Raw genomic sequence first — 12,577 nt, 5'->3', positions numbered from 1 at the left:
CCGTAAGTCGCATCGGTTCGATACAGCCACCCAAGAACCTTTCCACCGAGGATGCGTCACGTCAACCCCCGCTTCATCCGTGGGTAACAACACGTCAGGGCCTAGATGAAGCCAGCAACGGACCTACGGAGCAAAACGGTTGCTACCGCGCGTCGAAGGTAGAACCGGCCGAGACGAGGCGGCGACAGGCGCGGCCGGCTCATGGCGATGTGCGGCATGGGAAGTTCATAGCAAGGGCAACCATCAACTCGCCCGCTTCAAATCTCTGTTGACAGGGTAGATCGACGATGTCACTCTCCCTGGAGTCCCTGACCCACCAAGCAGCTTCGACGCGCGAGGAGGTGTGAGAAGCGGGTTCGGCACGGCAACTCTATGTTTGTGAATAATCGTCCCAAATGCTGGACACGCCGTATCGATGGTCCCGATAATCGGCCTCGACGCAGGTATTAATACCCCCAAATAGACCTCGCGGAATGCCCACGAGCGCGCGAGGGTCTTGCGCCCTACGGTCAACTCCCGCAGGCATTGCGGGACGTCGGCTACGTCGCCGATGCCGTCCCATCTCCCTTGTGTACGCACCGCGGCGGGGTCAACCGTCCAGCGCTGCGGTTACTTCGCCCCCTGCATGACGGTCGGTGCCATCAACCGGCGGACCGCCGGCCAGCCATGACGTGACGATCTGCGGCTTGAGGACCCACGATGGAGACACTTTTGTCGGACATGGCCACTGACGGACTTTCTGTTACCCATCTCATGGCCCACCGCGTTCACTCTCCGGGCAAGAGCGGGGTTGCGGATGCCGACGGATTCGTCCCGTTGAGGTCTCTGCTGCTTCAAGCTGTCCGGAAAGCCGATCTTCTGCGCCGGTCCGGCGTTGCCAGGGGTGACCGTCTCGCCCTCGATCTCAGCAACAAGAGCTGGGCCTCTGTCTCAATCGACTACCTGGCCTGCGCCTGGCTCGGGGCATGCGCGGTTCTGGCCGAAGATCACCAACTCCTGGGAAGTCTCGATGGACCAGTCACTTTGATGGACGACTGCATCGATTCCGGAGATGTGCGGCATGGCAGGTCCGACCGAGGACGGCCAAGCCCCGGCGATCCTCTCGACATCCTCTTCAGTTCGGGCACTACCGGGACGCCAAAGCCAATCGTCTTCCATCACAAGGACTGGGTCTATCGGCCCTCGGGCGCGGCCTCCAGGGTCGATAAAATCGCACATTACGGTATACCGTTCGGAACATCCACCGGAGTCCACGGAATACTGCTCCAACACATCGCGGCGGGAGCCGTGAGTGTCGCTGCCAAGACTTCCGGGGAAGTCTTCGATCTTGTCAAGTCGTTCGACTGCAATCAATTGGTTGTGACGCCCTACGCCCTGCAAAAACTGATCAACAGTTCCCCTACGGCGGATGCGTTTGAGCAGATCAAGACAGTGAAAGTCGTGGCAGGACCCGTCACGGGAAGCCTGGCGTCGGCGGCCATCGACGCCTTTCCGAATGCCAGAATCTTTTCCATCTACGGAGCCACGGAGCTGGGTGGGACAGTCTTTACACGACTCGTCAAGCGCGGGGAACCCAATGGCTTGGGAGTGCCGAGCCCTGGCGCAGTCTGCCGAATCGTCGATGAACGTGGTGCACCACTTCCACCAGGCGAGGTAGGGCAGATTCAGGTGGCCCAGGGGCCGGCTGCCGCGAATATGTCGATTCCCACTCAGCACTGGATCAGTGTCGGAGACATGGGCTACATGGACAAGGTAGGGCAAGTCCATCTGGTGGGGAGGGCGAAAGAAATCCTGTTTCTCTCCGATCGGCGTAGTACGCCCGGGAAAATCGAGGAAGGCCTACTCCAGATCCCGCTCGTCGAAGACGTCGGGGTTGCGGCGATCGATAACGTGGATGGGTGCGACAGGCTTGGCGCCTGTGTGGTGCTCAAGGACCGCGACAGGGTTCGCGAGGCAGCGGAGGCATTGGCTCAATTCGATCCTCCGCTTTTTAGAATCAGGTATGTTTCGTCGATTCCTCGCACTTCCCTTGGAAAACCTCTTCGAGATCAGATATGGCATCTTCTGATGGATTCTGATGCCGAAGGTGTGTGGCTTCGCCCCTAGCGGTTGGGGACGGTCACACCGCCGCTGGCCTAGAGAAGGGTTTGGCACTCTGTCCGACTGGCGTCATGAGATCCTCGCTCCCGCGGCCTCGGCGACCACGCCATACGACTGGCTCATACGCAACGCCGTCGACTGCCCCAGGAGCCCAGCCTTCGGTCACTGGCATGACGGCGGCGTTGATGGCCTCTACACCTTCCCTCAACTCCTCGACCAGGTGCACAAAGCAGGGGCCGGGCTGAAAAAGGAGGGCGTGGGACCACAGGACCGGGTTCTGTTGTCCCTGCCCAACGGGGTGGGGTTCGTCGTGGGTTTGCTGGCCTGTCTGGGACTCGCCGCCATCCCTGTGCCCGCTCCGGTGCCGAGCCTCGGTCGACCGGAAGCCTTTCGGGAGCGCCTTCTGCGTATCACGGCTGACTGCCGGCCGACGCTGGTGATCACATCCGCGGACTGGATGCAGCAGGTCGAAGGCGTGGTCGGGGACGCGGAGTTCGGAGTACGCGTGGTGGATGTCGAGAGCCTCCCCGAGCGGAGTGACGCTCCGTTCGAAAGGAGACCGGCAGGGCCTGTCGCACTGCTTCAGTACACCTCGGGCTCGACAACCCGTCCCCGGGGTGTGATGGTCACGAGTCAGAACCTCCATGAGAGCTGTCAGCAGGCTGCCAAACGCTATGGCGAAGGCCCGACCGACAGCGTGATCACCTGGGTTCCGCTCTATCACGACATGGGTTTGATCACGGGTCTCATGCGGCCGCTGTTCAGCGGTTATCCCTCCTACTTCATGAGCCCTCAGGAATTCGTCCGCAGGCCCGCCACGTGGCTGGAAGCGATCAGTGCATGCGGTGCGACACTCGGCAGTGCGCCGAACTTCGCCTACGACTACTGCGTCCGCAAAATCTCGAAAGAACAAGCAGCGCGGCTCGACCTGCGGAGCTGGCGTATCGCCCGCAACGCCAGCGAGGTAGTGCGGCCCGAAACAGTGCAGAGATTCACCGAGTGCTTTGCGGCAGCGGGTTTACGGCAGAGCGCCATGAGTCCTTCCTACGGTCTCGCCGAGGCGACACTGGCTGTGACGGCATCGGCTCCGGACGTCCCAGCAGCCCGGATAACCGTGGACCGGAGTGCGCTCCAGGCCGGTCGAGTGGTCCAGGTAACAGGATCGGCACCCGATTCGGAGGCTTCCGTCTCTCTCATCTCTTCGGGAACCCCCGTCGCCGATACGCACCTGCGGATCGTGCCCGACGTCGCCGGAAGCGACGTCGGGGAGATTCATGTACGCGGACCGCAGATCTCACCCGGTTACTGGAGCATGGAGTCGGGGCAGCACGCGTCTGGTGAGCACCGCTGGCTCGAGACCGGCGACCTCGGCTTCCTCTGTGAAGGTCAACTCTTCGTACTCGGGCGCAAGGACGACACCCTGATCATCCGAGGCCGTAATCACCACAGCGCGGATATCACAACGGTCTGCGGAGCGCTCCCCGGAGTTCGGCACGGGCGAATCGCCGCGTTCGCCGGCCCCGGGCGGGTACATGACGGCGTCGGAGTTGTCCTGGAGGTCACCCGCGATTTCGAACGATCTGAACCTGATTGGGCTCGGCTGGCCGCAAGTGTCACCGAGGCACTGGCGCGGCGGTTGGAACTGGGCGTCCAGTTCGTTGGTCTCGTTGGTCCTGGACAGCTGCCGGTGACGACAAGCGGCAAAGTGCGGTCGTCCGAAGTGGGACGCCGTGTTGTCGCAGGTCGGATGTCGTTCCTTTTCCAGTGGCAGGCGCCGACTGGTGGCCTCGTGTCCTAGGACCGGGCGCCGAATGCTCATCCTGAGCGATCGGTCCCTGACGGGCTGTCGGTGAACACCCCAGGGAAACACCGGTCGGCACACACCTCGCCCAGTTCCCAGGGCGCATGGGCGCCGGGCAGCAGGTTGCGGTGCCCGGCCGGATCGCGGGTGAACGCCTTCGCGGCGGACTCCGGTTCGCGCCTTTGCCGCGCGTGCGGACGGCGAAGTCCGTCAGGGAATGGGCACATTGGCGGGCGCTTCGCCGCTAGACTCGCGGTTGACTCCCCTCGCCAGTTGCTGAGGCGTGTTCGATGACCGATCTCCCTGCATCGGCAGGTCTCACAGGAAGCGCCCCTCAGCCGTCGGCCGGGAGATCTTCGGATTTCCGGTCCTCGGCGGCGTGCAGGGCGTCCTACCCGGAAGAGACCGGAAGAGAGAGGTACCGACGGCGTGTCCAAGAGCGCGAAAAGTAAGTCCGTCACCGATATGCCCGGCCACGTGTGGTCGACGGATGAGCTGATCGCCGCAGGTGTGGCCCTCTTGCTGGCGATAGTTTGGGTTCTCGGGGTATTGGCATGGGCGGCGGGGGGACTTGTCGCGCTGGTCACAAACGGCGGTTGGCCTGCCCAGCCCTTTTCTACAACGTTTCCCATGGTCATCGACCTGGTCGTCCACTGGGACGACCGCGCGCTCGCGTGGTCGGTTGTGGATCGGCCACTGCTGGGACCCGACTGGTTGTTCTGGTCGGTTTACGTCATATTGGTCATCCTGGTGGGGGCCATCGTGAAGATGGTGCTCAGCTGGATTTTTCGCGTGCTGGCCCAGCAGCGTCGCTCGCGGCACATCAAGGTCCGTAAGGCACAACGGGATAATTCAGTCATCTGGGCGAAGCCCTCGGAAGTAGAATCTCTCTTGGTCCCTGACCGGAATAATCTCTCCGGGCGCGTCTACCTGGGTGAGGTGGTGGGCACCCCGGAGGCCAGGCTGGCGACCTCGCGCTACACCTCGGTCGCGGTCATCGCCCCAACGGGTTCGTCAAAGACGGTGAAATACGTTGTGCCGACCATACTGACCTGGCCCGACGCCATCTTCGTCACGTCCACGAAAAATGACATCGCGGATCTGACCCTGAACTACCGCGCAGAGACACTTGGTCGACCGGTTTATATTTTTGATCCCGCAGGAGAGTGGCCGGAGGATCAGCGCAAATATCTGTGCGCGTGGTCTCCACTCATGGCGATTCGTGACTTTTCCGATGCCGACAAGATAGCTCTATGGCTCTCCGAAGCGGCGATGGAGAACGCCAGCCAGGATGGGGAGGCGCGCTACTGGATCAATCTCACGCAGATATGCATGGGGCCCATGCTGTGGATCGCCAGGAAGACCAACAAGACGATGCAGGACATTGCGAACTGGATCGGCTACCAAGACTTCGAGGCGATAGAGCGGCATTTCGACGAATATGAACGCGAACTCGATGATCAGGCGTCGAAGGAGGATCTGGCGATAGCCAGGCGTGGGCTGTCGGCAACCCAGAAGCGTCACGTGAAGGACCGCTCCGTGATCTTCGCCAATGCGGACGTCATTCTGAAGCCGTTCATGTCCGCGCAGATGGCGGCGACGACGGATATCAGGTTTGATGAGGAGGGGAAACCCTACAGCCCTTTCGGCCTCCGGATTCTGGATATCGAACACGTCCTGGACACGGGTGGCACCGTCTATGCCATCAGCGACGAGGAAGAACAAGAAATGCTGCGCCCCGTCTTCCAGTCGGTGGCGATGTCCTACCTTCGAGCCTGTCGGAAGCGCCAGCGGCGACAGGGCGCCGGTCCCCTGGTGAACCCCCCGCTGCTCCTGCTCGAGGAAGCCGCCAACGTCGCCCCGCTGCCGACCCTCGACAAGATGGCTGCGACCTACCGTGGATTCGGAATCGTCATCATGTCGATTTGGCAGGACGAGTCACAGGTGGCGACGCTCTACGCCACGCGAGCCCCCACGGTTCTGGGGAACCACACGACCCGGGTGTACCTACCCGGGTCCTCGGACGACACAACACTGGACCGGCTCTCCCGGCTCATCGGAGATCAATCCGTTTCACAGCACAGGTTCGGATACACGCACCAGGAAGGGCACCAGAGGATAACGGCCAACGAAGGCGTCGAGGACATCCGGCTCGCCCCGATCGACTACCTGCGCACTTTGCCGAAGGACGTCGCGGTCATCCTGTCCGGCAATCTTCCGCCCCTCAAGGTCTCGGCGACACCGTGGTTCAAGGACCCGGAGATGCGCGCGCGCATCGGCACGGAGATGTGCGAGAAGTATGACCGCGCCTTCGGCGAATCGAAGCCGGCAGCTGCGACACCAGTTGAGGCGTCCCGTATGCCGGCGCGTGCTTCCCTGCGGATCCGTAAGCGGTCGCGGTCGTAGAGCGCATGCGGCGAGTGGGGGGTGGGGCAACGGCTTCCCACCCCCGGAGCCCGGCGGCTTTGGTGACCCCCCGACGGCACTCCCCGCCTAGTGTTGGGCGCGCAGCTTGTCCAGCCGGGCCCGTAGGCTCCTGGCCGCCTTGCTGTCCCGGCCGCCGGTTGCGGCGAGCATGGCCAGGACATCCGCCCCGACGCTGAGCTTCTCCTGTGGGTCCGTGATGGATGTCCAGGTGAAGAGGGCCCGCCGCGCCGAGGCGCGGGTGAGCGAGTGGTGATGTCCCACCACCGCCGCCTGAAGGCTGGTGGTGTGCAGATACCAGCGGGCAGCGGTGGCATGGTGCCCCATCAGATGGGCGAGCCAGCCCCGCAACTCGCGCATATTGATGGTGTGCGGGTGTGCCGGGCCGAACTCGGCGGTGATCTGCTGGTCCAGTTGGTCCGCTTCGATCGTGGCCCAGGCCAGATGCCCCCGGTCCCCTGTCTGAAACGCGGTGGTAACGGTCGCCACGCGCTCGCGGTACTTCGCCGGAGGCGGTTCGGGCGCTGCTTGTGCGGGTTGCCGTGGCTGCGGCCTCGGCCCAGGGTCGGGCACCGGCTCGGCGGCGGACAGCCGGGAGGCTGCCTGGGGACCGGAGGCCGCGAGGGCGGCCGGAGCTGATCGCGCCGCTTGCTCGGCCGTCGGCGACGGCGAGGGCTGGAGCGCGGTGAAGTCCCAGAAGGCGGGGCTGACGGTGCCCCATGGGGCGAACGTCTCCTCTTCGTCCATGAATTACCTCACGTCGTCCGTTCGGCACTGGTTCCCGGATCCGGGCCCTGGCCCAGCTCGTCAGATGCTCACGCCGTGCTGGCGCAGGTAAGGGATCGGGTTGACGTCCGACCCGTACTCCGGCCCGGTACGGATCTCAAAATGCAGGTGCGGGCCGGTGACATTGCCCGTGGCGCCCGACAGGCCGATCTTCTGGCCGCCCTTGACCGTGTCGCCCTTCGAGACGCTCAGCGAGGAGAGATGGGCGTAGTGGCTGTACTTGCCGTCGGCGTGCCGGATGACGATCTGGTTTCCGTAGGCTCCCCCTTGGCCGGCCGTGATGACGGTGCCGGGGCCGACGGCCTTGACGGTCGTGCCGGTCGGTACGGTGAAGTCGATGCCTGTGTGGTAGCCGCTGGACCAGTGCGCGCCGGTCGCGTGATAAACGGTCCCGAGTGCACCGCTCGTCGGCCGCGTCCAGGCGCCGGAGGAGCCGCCGGAGGAGCCGGAGAGGGTCAGCTGGCGCGACGACGCCATGATGATCTTGACGTAGTCGTACGTCTGGCCCTTTGCGAACGACGCCGGGGGCACGCCCGCGTAGCGCTCAACGGCGCACCAGCCCGCGTTGTAGCCCGCCAGCGCCAACTCGGTCGGGGAGCCGTTGTACTGCGAGGGGTCCGTGACAGTCTCCGTCGGGCAGTCGTTGTACTTGGCGGGGTTTTTGGCCCGCTTCAGCAGCGAGCACATGAACCTGCCCTGTGCCGGTATCGCATCGTTGGGGTCCCAGACGTCCCCGCCCTCACCCCAGGTCTTCCAGGTGCCCGGCATGAACTGGGCGATCCCCTGGGCCCCGGCGGGCGATGAGGCTTTGGGATTGAAGCCCGACTCCTGCTTCAACTGCGCGGCAAGTATGGAGGGAGACAGTCCGGCTTTGCAGTCGTTGGCGGCCTGCACGATGAGTCCCTCGTACTGACTGGGCACCCCGCCGCGCCCGACTTTCAACGACCCCCCGGCCAGACCGGGGTCCAGTGGGGTCGAACCGCTGTCGGACAGGGAGGCCAGCACGAAGACACCCACTATCAAGCCGAACGGCATAGTCAGCGAAGCCGCAAGCACCAGCTTCAGCCCACGTTTGATATCCACTCAGGGCCCCCCGGGCGGCACCGTGCCTGCCACCAATTGCCGCAGTTTGCACTCTCGAACGAGCGGCAGCGTCAGGAATAGATCATTCCGCTTTCACGGACGGATCGGTGCTGTGCACTGCAATCCGCCCCACCTGGGTGATCCTCCCCCAACTGGCAGCAGGCCGCTCGGGTGTTGAGGGAAAGTTGAGGGTGTGTTTCTATCACAGTGGCCACACCAGTATCACGTGGACATGACCTGATGTCGTCTGCTAGACACTCACTATTGCGGCCGCCGTTGCCCGAGTGGCCGCCGTCTAAACGCTCACTTTGCGGCCAGGCCTGTCGCGGTCGCCGCCGTCGCCAAGCGCTCATTTCGGGGCATTCGCTGCGGTGAAAGTGATTGCAAGCGGGGGGGCATAGTGAAAACGCAGTCTGTGATGTCACTCACACCACAAAACCGGCTGGTAGTACCCGTGCTGAGCGCGGTTGGCGGCAGCGGACGGTCCACCACGGCCGGCCTGTTGGCCTATGCCCTGTCGGCGATGGGCTCGACCGTCGTACTGGACACAGGACCACGCCTGTCCTCACCCTGGCCCGCCTGGAGCGCCGAGCCCGGAACGGGCCTGCTCTCGCTCCCGCCGGACCGGCCGCTGACCCACAGTCAGGTCCAGGCGGCAGCGTCCCGCTTTCCGGCTCCGAGCGGCGGCACATGGCAGGTGCTCACCGATCATCAGGAGTGGAGTCATCCACCCTTGCCCCTCCCCGAAGATCCGGCCGCCTGGTACCAGTTGGCGGCGATCGGCGGGTGGCAGGCGGTCGTCGCGGACACCGTCCATCCGGTCGCTCACGATGTGCTCACCGCGCGCTGCGCCGGCTCCACCGGACTGACGGCCCGCTGGTGCGAACTCCCTTTCTCCGTACCGGTTCTGTGCGCCGCAACCACCGGATCCGGGGTCCAGGCCCTTCAGACCGCCGTCAAGGCCGCCTCGGCGGAGGGGCTTCCCCTTCACCGCGTGATCGTCGCCCTGACCGGCATCGGGGAGGGCAGGTCTCCCGCCGCGGTGAAGGCCGCCGCCGCGATGCTCGAACCTCGAGTCCGGGCGGTCGTCCAGGTGCCCTATGACCCGCGCATCCGCGCCCACGGGATGCGCGACGCATCCCGCCTGAAACCACGCTCGCTGGAGGCGGGCCGACAACTCGCCCTCGCGGTGGTGGGCTCGGCCCAGGCCGCCTGGGGTGATCCACTCCCCGCGGCTGCCGTGCCGCGTACTCAGACCGCGGCCCCGCCCCGCGTCCACGACACCGCCCGCATCGCTTCGAAAAAGGTTCCTGCATGAGTCAGTTTCTGCAGTCCCTGCATGCCATTGCCAACGACCCGCACCTTCAGTTCCTCGCCGCCGATGACCCGACCGACAAGCCCATCGTTCCCGACTACAAGCCCAAGCTGCCCGGCGAGATCCGGACGCCCACCAGCACGATTCTCGCCTGGACCGCGGGCGGCGGGCTCTCTCTGGCGGTACTGGGCGGCCTCGTCGGCTGGGGTCTGGTGGCCATCGGGCACAACACCGAGCGGGCGAGTCTCGCCGCCCGGGGCAAATCCTCGATCCTCTGGAGCCTGATCTCCGGGGTGGGCATCGGCGTTACCTCTGGTCTGGTCATGGGCTTCTACAACATGTCGAACTGAGGCGGATATGGAAGACCAAGACCGCGCGGCCCGCCGGGCCCGCGTCCGCCTGGTCGCCATCGGGGGACTGGCGCTCGCCCTGCTCGTCGGCGGTGGCGTTCTGCTGACCAACGCCGTAAGCGGCCAGGGCGCGTCGGCCGCGCCCTCCGGCGAGCGCAGGTCCAGCACACCTCATCCGACCCCGTCGGCGTCCTCGCGGGGCAAGATGACTCCCGCGAAGGCCAAGCCCATGCACCTCCTGAAGCCTGAGAGCGGCAAGGACGGCTTCTCCGTCGGTTTCCCCCGCACCGGGCCCGGCGCCGTCTCGGCCGCCGTCTACTACCTGGAGGAGTCACCCTTTCTCGACGATGTCAGGACCCGGCAACAGCTGTCGGCCGTCACCTCCAGGGGTTCTTCCGCCTACATCGACAAGCAGGTCTCCGAGGTCCGCAAGGTGCGCGAAGCCGCGGGGCTGGCGCCTTCCGGCGGCGTGCCGGGGGGTCTGACTTTCACCACCAACGTCAACGCGATCCGGGCGACGCCGCTGGTGAATCGACGTCTTGTCCAGGTCTGGCTGAACTACGACCGCTACGCGACCAAACCGGACGGCACCCCGGCCAACGAGCCGATCAAGGATGAGACGACCGACCTCCTCCTCATATGGGAGGACGGCGATTGGAAGATCACCGACGAGCCGCGCTATCGCAAGTTGCGGACTTTCCCGGCGTCCTACGACCCCGACAGCCCCATCTCCTGGCAGAGCGGTTGGTGGCAGGTGGCGCATGTGGCGTGACCGGTTCCGGCGGGCTCTGACCCTGTTGCTGACCTTGGTGTTCTGTCTCGGCGTCGGCGCGGCGAGCGCCCCCGTGGCCTCCGCGGACGATCCCAAGGGCTATGTCGACTACGGCCCTCCGAAGGACCCGCCCAAGGAGTGGAGCGACGACGGCAAGGGCAACGGCTGGTCTCCGGGCATCGGCCTCGATGACCAGAACCACTGGTGCAACACCACGCTGGGGGCCGATGTCAAACGCTGCGACACAGAGAAGGCCATCGGTGAGATACCCGGCACCTATGAGCCGTGCAGCGATGTCATGGACGGCTGTTCCAAGGATGACCTGAAGAAACACGAGCTCAAGAAGCTCAAGGAGTGGCGAGAGAAGGCCGACCACAACCACAAGAACTACAAGAAGCTCAATGAGCTGATGACCAAGTGCGTGAACGACGGTCGGACGTTCCAGGACTGCTCGAACGAGCATGGTTCGAACTACCCGATGATCAACGTGAAAACGCCATGGGAGTGGGTCGGCGACGCGGTCGCGAGTCTGGCGACCGACATGCTCACCAAGGCGGCGGAGTACATCGGCAAGTCGGTCGTATGGGTGCTCAAGCAGTTCGCCGACGCGTTCAACAGCTGGTCCACCATCAAGCTGGGGCAGACCGGTATCGGTTCCACGATGAGCATCATGACCGGCCTGTCCGTGCTGCTCGCGGCCTTTCTGCTGTTGCTCCAGTTCGGCAAGTTGGCCATCAGCCAGCAGGGTGCCCCGCTCGCCACCGCGCTCACCGGACTGGCCAAATGGGCGATCATCCTCGCCGTCTACGTGGTCGCCATCCAGACCGCGCTCGACTGGTCCGACCAGCTGAGCACCGCGGTCATCAATGAGACCTTCAAGGGCGGCGGCTCCGGAGAGAAGGACGCGGCGAAGGCGATGCAGACACAGCTCGGCGAGCTGTTCGCCGGGCTGGGCGCCGCCGGTGGGACGGCTGCCGCCGGCGGCGCGCTGATCACCGGCAGCGGCATGCTGGCCTCCTCGGTCGGCTTTGTCATCGTCGTCGGCATCCTGTGCATCCTGGCCATCGGAGCGCTGTGGATCGAGATGCTGATGCGTCAGGCCGGGCTCATGGTCCTGGTCGCCGTGATGCCCATCGTCCTGGCGGGGCAGATGGCGGACTCGACCCGTGAGTGGTGGCCCAAGGCCCGTAACGCGGTGATCGCGCTGATCCTGATGAAGCCGGTGATCGTGATCTGCTTCTCCATCGGCTTCAACGCCATGAGCGAGGGCAAGGGCGCCCGCAATGTCCTGGTCGGCCTGATGATCTTCGTCCTGTCGTGTTTCGCCTGGCCGGTGATCGCCAGGTTCATGACCTTCACCACCAACGGCGACGGCAACAGCACCGGCTCCGCGCTCTTCGGCGCGATGGGATCGAATATGTCGGTGAATGCCTCCAAGTCCCGGCCGCAGATGGGAGGCGCGGGCATGATGGGCGGGGGCGCCGGCTTCACCATGGGGCTGGAGGACGACAACGCCTCCACCGCCTCCAGCGGCTCAAACTCCGGCGGCGGCGGCGGTTTCTGGTCCAAATTCATGAACGGCAGCGGTGCCGGCGGCTTCGGCAGCAAGCTCGGCGGTGTCGTGAGCCTGGGCCTGCAAGCCGCGGCCGTCGGCAAGGACATCCTGGAGGACGCGGGCGCCAACACCGCGGCCCACGCCGGCCTCGGTCCGGCTTCCAGTGCCGACCGCCATGTGATCATCGGTCGCCGCGGTCAGCGCGGCGGCGGGGGCGGCGGGGGCGGCGGCGGGGACGACGACGACTCGGCACCACCGCCGCCCGCGGCGGGAGGGTACTCCGCAACGCTGGAGCGGGATGCCCCCGCGGACACCTCGGCTCCGCCACTCCCGCCAGGAGGGGACCACACCATCGCGGCTCCACCGGACTCCTACACGTGGAGGGACTAGC

At 65.0% G+C, this 12,577-nt stretch carries 9 protein-coding genes; 7 read left to right on the top strand and 2 right to left on the bottom strand.

The genetic code is table 11. From position 1 onward, the window contains the following. The first annotated feature begins 699 nt into the window (after window positions 1-699). The 3 genes from ACZ4WQ_RS38855 (at window position 700) to ACZ4WQ_RS38845 (ending at window position 6,307) form a co-directional block, all read left to right on the top strand. Complete coding sequence (locus ACZ4WQ_RS38855) at window positions 700-2,106, top strand: class I adenylate-forming enzyme family protein (protein WP_398374687.1); 1,407 nt, start codon at window positions 700-702, stop codon at window positions 2,104-2,106. Beyond that, a complete protein-coding gene (locus tag ACZ4WQ_RS38850; protein WP_398374688.1) occupies window positions 2,078-3,898 on the top strand; it encodes a fatty acyl-AMP ligase in 1,821 nt (606 codons plus the stop codon). The genes ACZ4WQ_RS38855 and ACZ4WQ_RS38850 overlap by 29 nt, the downstream gene beginning before the upstream one ends. Window positions 3,899-4,330: 432 nt before the next feature. Further along, window positions 4,331-6,307 (top strand): type IV secretory system conjugative DNA transfer family protein, encoded by a 1,977-nt coding sequence (locus ACZ4WQ_RS38845; protein WP_385345328.1) that lies wholly within the window; start codon window positions 4,331-4,333, stop codon window positions 6,305-6,307. An 87-nt stretch (window positions 6,308-6,394) separates the two neighbouring features. Here ACZ4WQ_RS38845 and ACZ4WQ_RS38840 read toward each other — a convergent pair whose 3' ends face one another. Both ACZ4WQ_RS38840 and ACZ4WQ_RS38835 read right to left on the bottom strand, forming a co-directional pair. After that, complete coding sequence (locus ACZ4WQ_RS38840; protein ID WP_398374690.1) at window positions 6,395-7,072, bottom strand: hypothetical protein; 678 nt, start codon at window positions 7,070-7,072, stop codon at window positions 6,395-6,397. A gap of 60 nt (window positions 7,073-7,132) precedes the next feature. Continuing rightward, window positions 7,133-8,194 carry a peptidoglycan DD-metalloendopeptidase family protein gene (locus ACZ4WQ_RS38835; protein WP_398374692.1) on the bottom strand — a complete coding sequence of 354 codons (1,062 nt, stop codon included), beginning with the start codon at window positions 8,192-8,194 and terminating at the stop codon, window positions 7,133-7,135. 733 nt (window positions 8,195-8,927) lie between these two features. Here ACZ4WQ_RS38835 and ACZ4WQ_RS38830 point away from each other — a divergent pair. From ACZ4WQ_RS38830 to ACZ4WQ_RS38815, 4 genes are read left to right on the top strand one after another with little or no spacing between them, the layout of a single operon-like run. Beyond that, complete coding sequence (locus ACZ4WQ_RS38830) at window positions 8,928-9,512, top strand: hypothetical protein (RefSeq protein WP_468022785.1); 585 nt, start codon at window positions 8,928-8,930, stop codon at window positions 9,510-9,512. Continuing rightward, the gene (locus ACZ4WQ_RS38825; protein WP_311724380.1) at window positions 9,509-9,859 is read left to right on the top strand and encodes a hypothetical protein; all 351 of its coding nucleotides are present in this window, start codon (window positions 9,509-9,511) and stop codon (window positions 9,857-9,859) included. The genes ACZ4WQ_RS38830 and ACZ4WQ_RS38825 overlap by 4 nt, the downstream gene beginning before the upstream one ends. 7 nt (window positions 9,860-9,866) lie before the next feature. Further along, window positions 9,867-10,631, top strand: coding sequence for a hypothetical protein (locus ACZ4WQ_RS38820; RefSeq protein ID WP_311724381.1), 765 nt, complete (start codon window positions 9,867-9,869; stop codon window positions 10,629-10,631). Continuing rightward, window positions 10,621-12,576 (top strand): hypothetical protein, encoded by a 1,956-nt coding sequence (locus tag ACZ4WQ_RS38815; protein ID WP_398374694.1) that lies wholly within the window; start codon window positions 10,621-10,623, stop codon window positions 12,574-12,576. The genes ACZ4WQ_RS38820 and ACZ4WQ_RS38815 overlap by 11 nt, the downstream gene beginning before the upstream one ends. Window position 12,577 lies beyond the last annotated feature (1 nt).

This window comes from Streptomyces sp. NPDC028305 (assembly GCF_055569495.1).
This window is presented reverse-complemented; position numbering and strand designations above follow the sequence as displayed.

Coding starts and splice junctions, on each gene's coding strand:
- ACZ4WQ_RS38855 (WP_398374687.1), top strand. CDS start 700: ATGGAGACACTTTTGTCGGACATGGCCACTGACGGACTTTCTGTTACC.
- ACZ4WQ_RS38850 (WP_398374688.1), top strand. CDS start 2,078: ATGCCGAAGGTGTGTGGCTTCGCCCCTAGCGGTTGGGGACGGTCACAC.
- ACZ4WQ_RS38840 (WP_398374690.1), bottom strand. CDS start 7,072: ATGGACGAAGAGGAGACGTTCGCCCCATGGGGCACCGTCAGCCCCGCC.
- ACZ4WQ_RS38825 (WP_311724380.1), top strand. CDS start 9,509: ATGAGTCAGTTTCTGCAGTCCCTGCATGCCATTGCCAACGACCCGCAC.
- ACZ4WQ_RS38820 (WP_311724381.1), top strand. CDS start 9,867: ATGGAAGACCAAGACCGCGCGGCCCGCCGGGCCCGCGTCCGCCTGGTC.
- ACZ4WQ_RS38815 (WP_398374694.1), top strand. CDS start 10,621: ATGTGGCGTGACCGGTTCCGGCGGGCTCTGACCCTGTTGCTGACCTTG.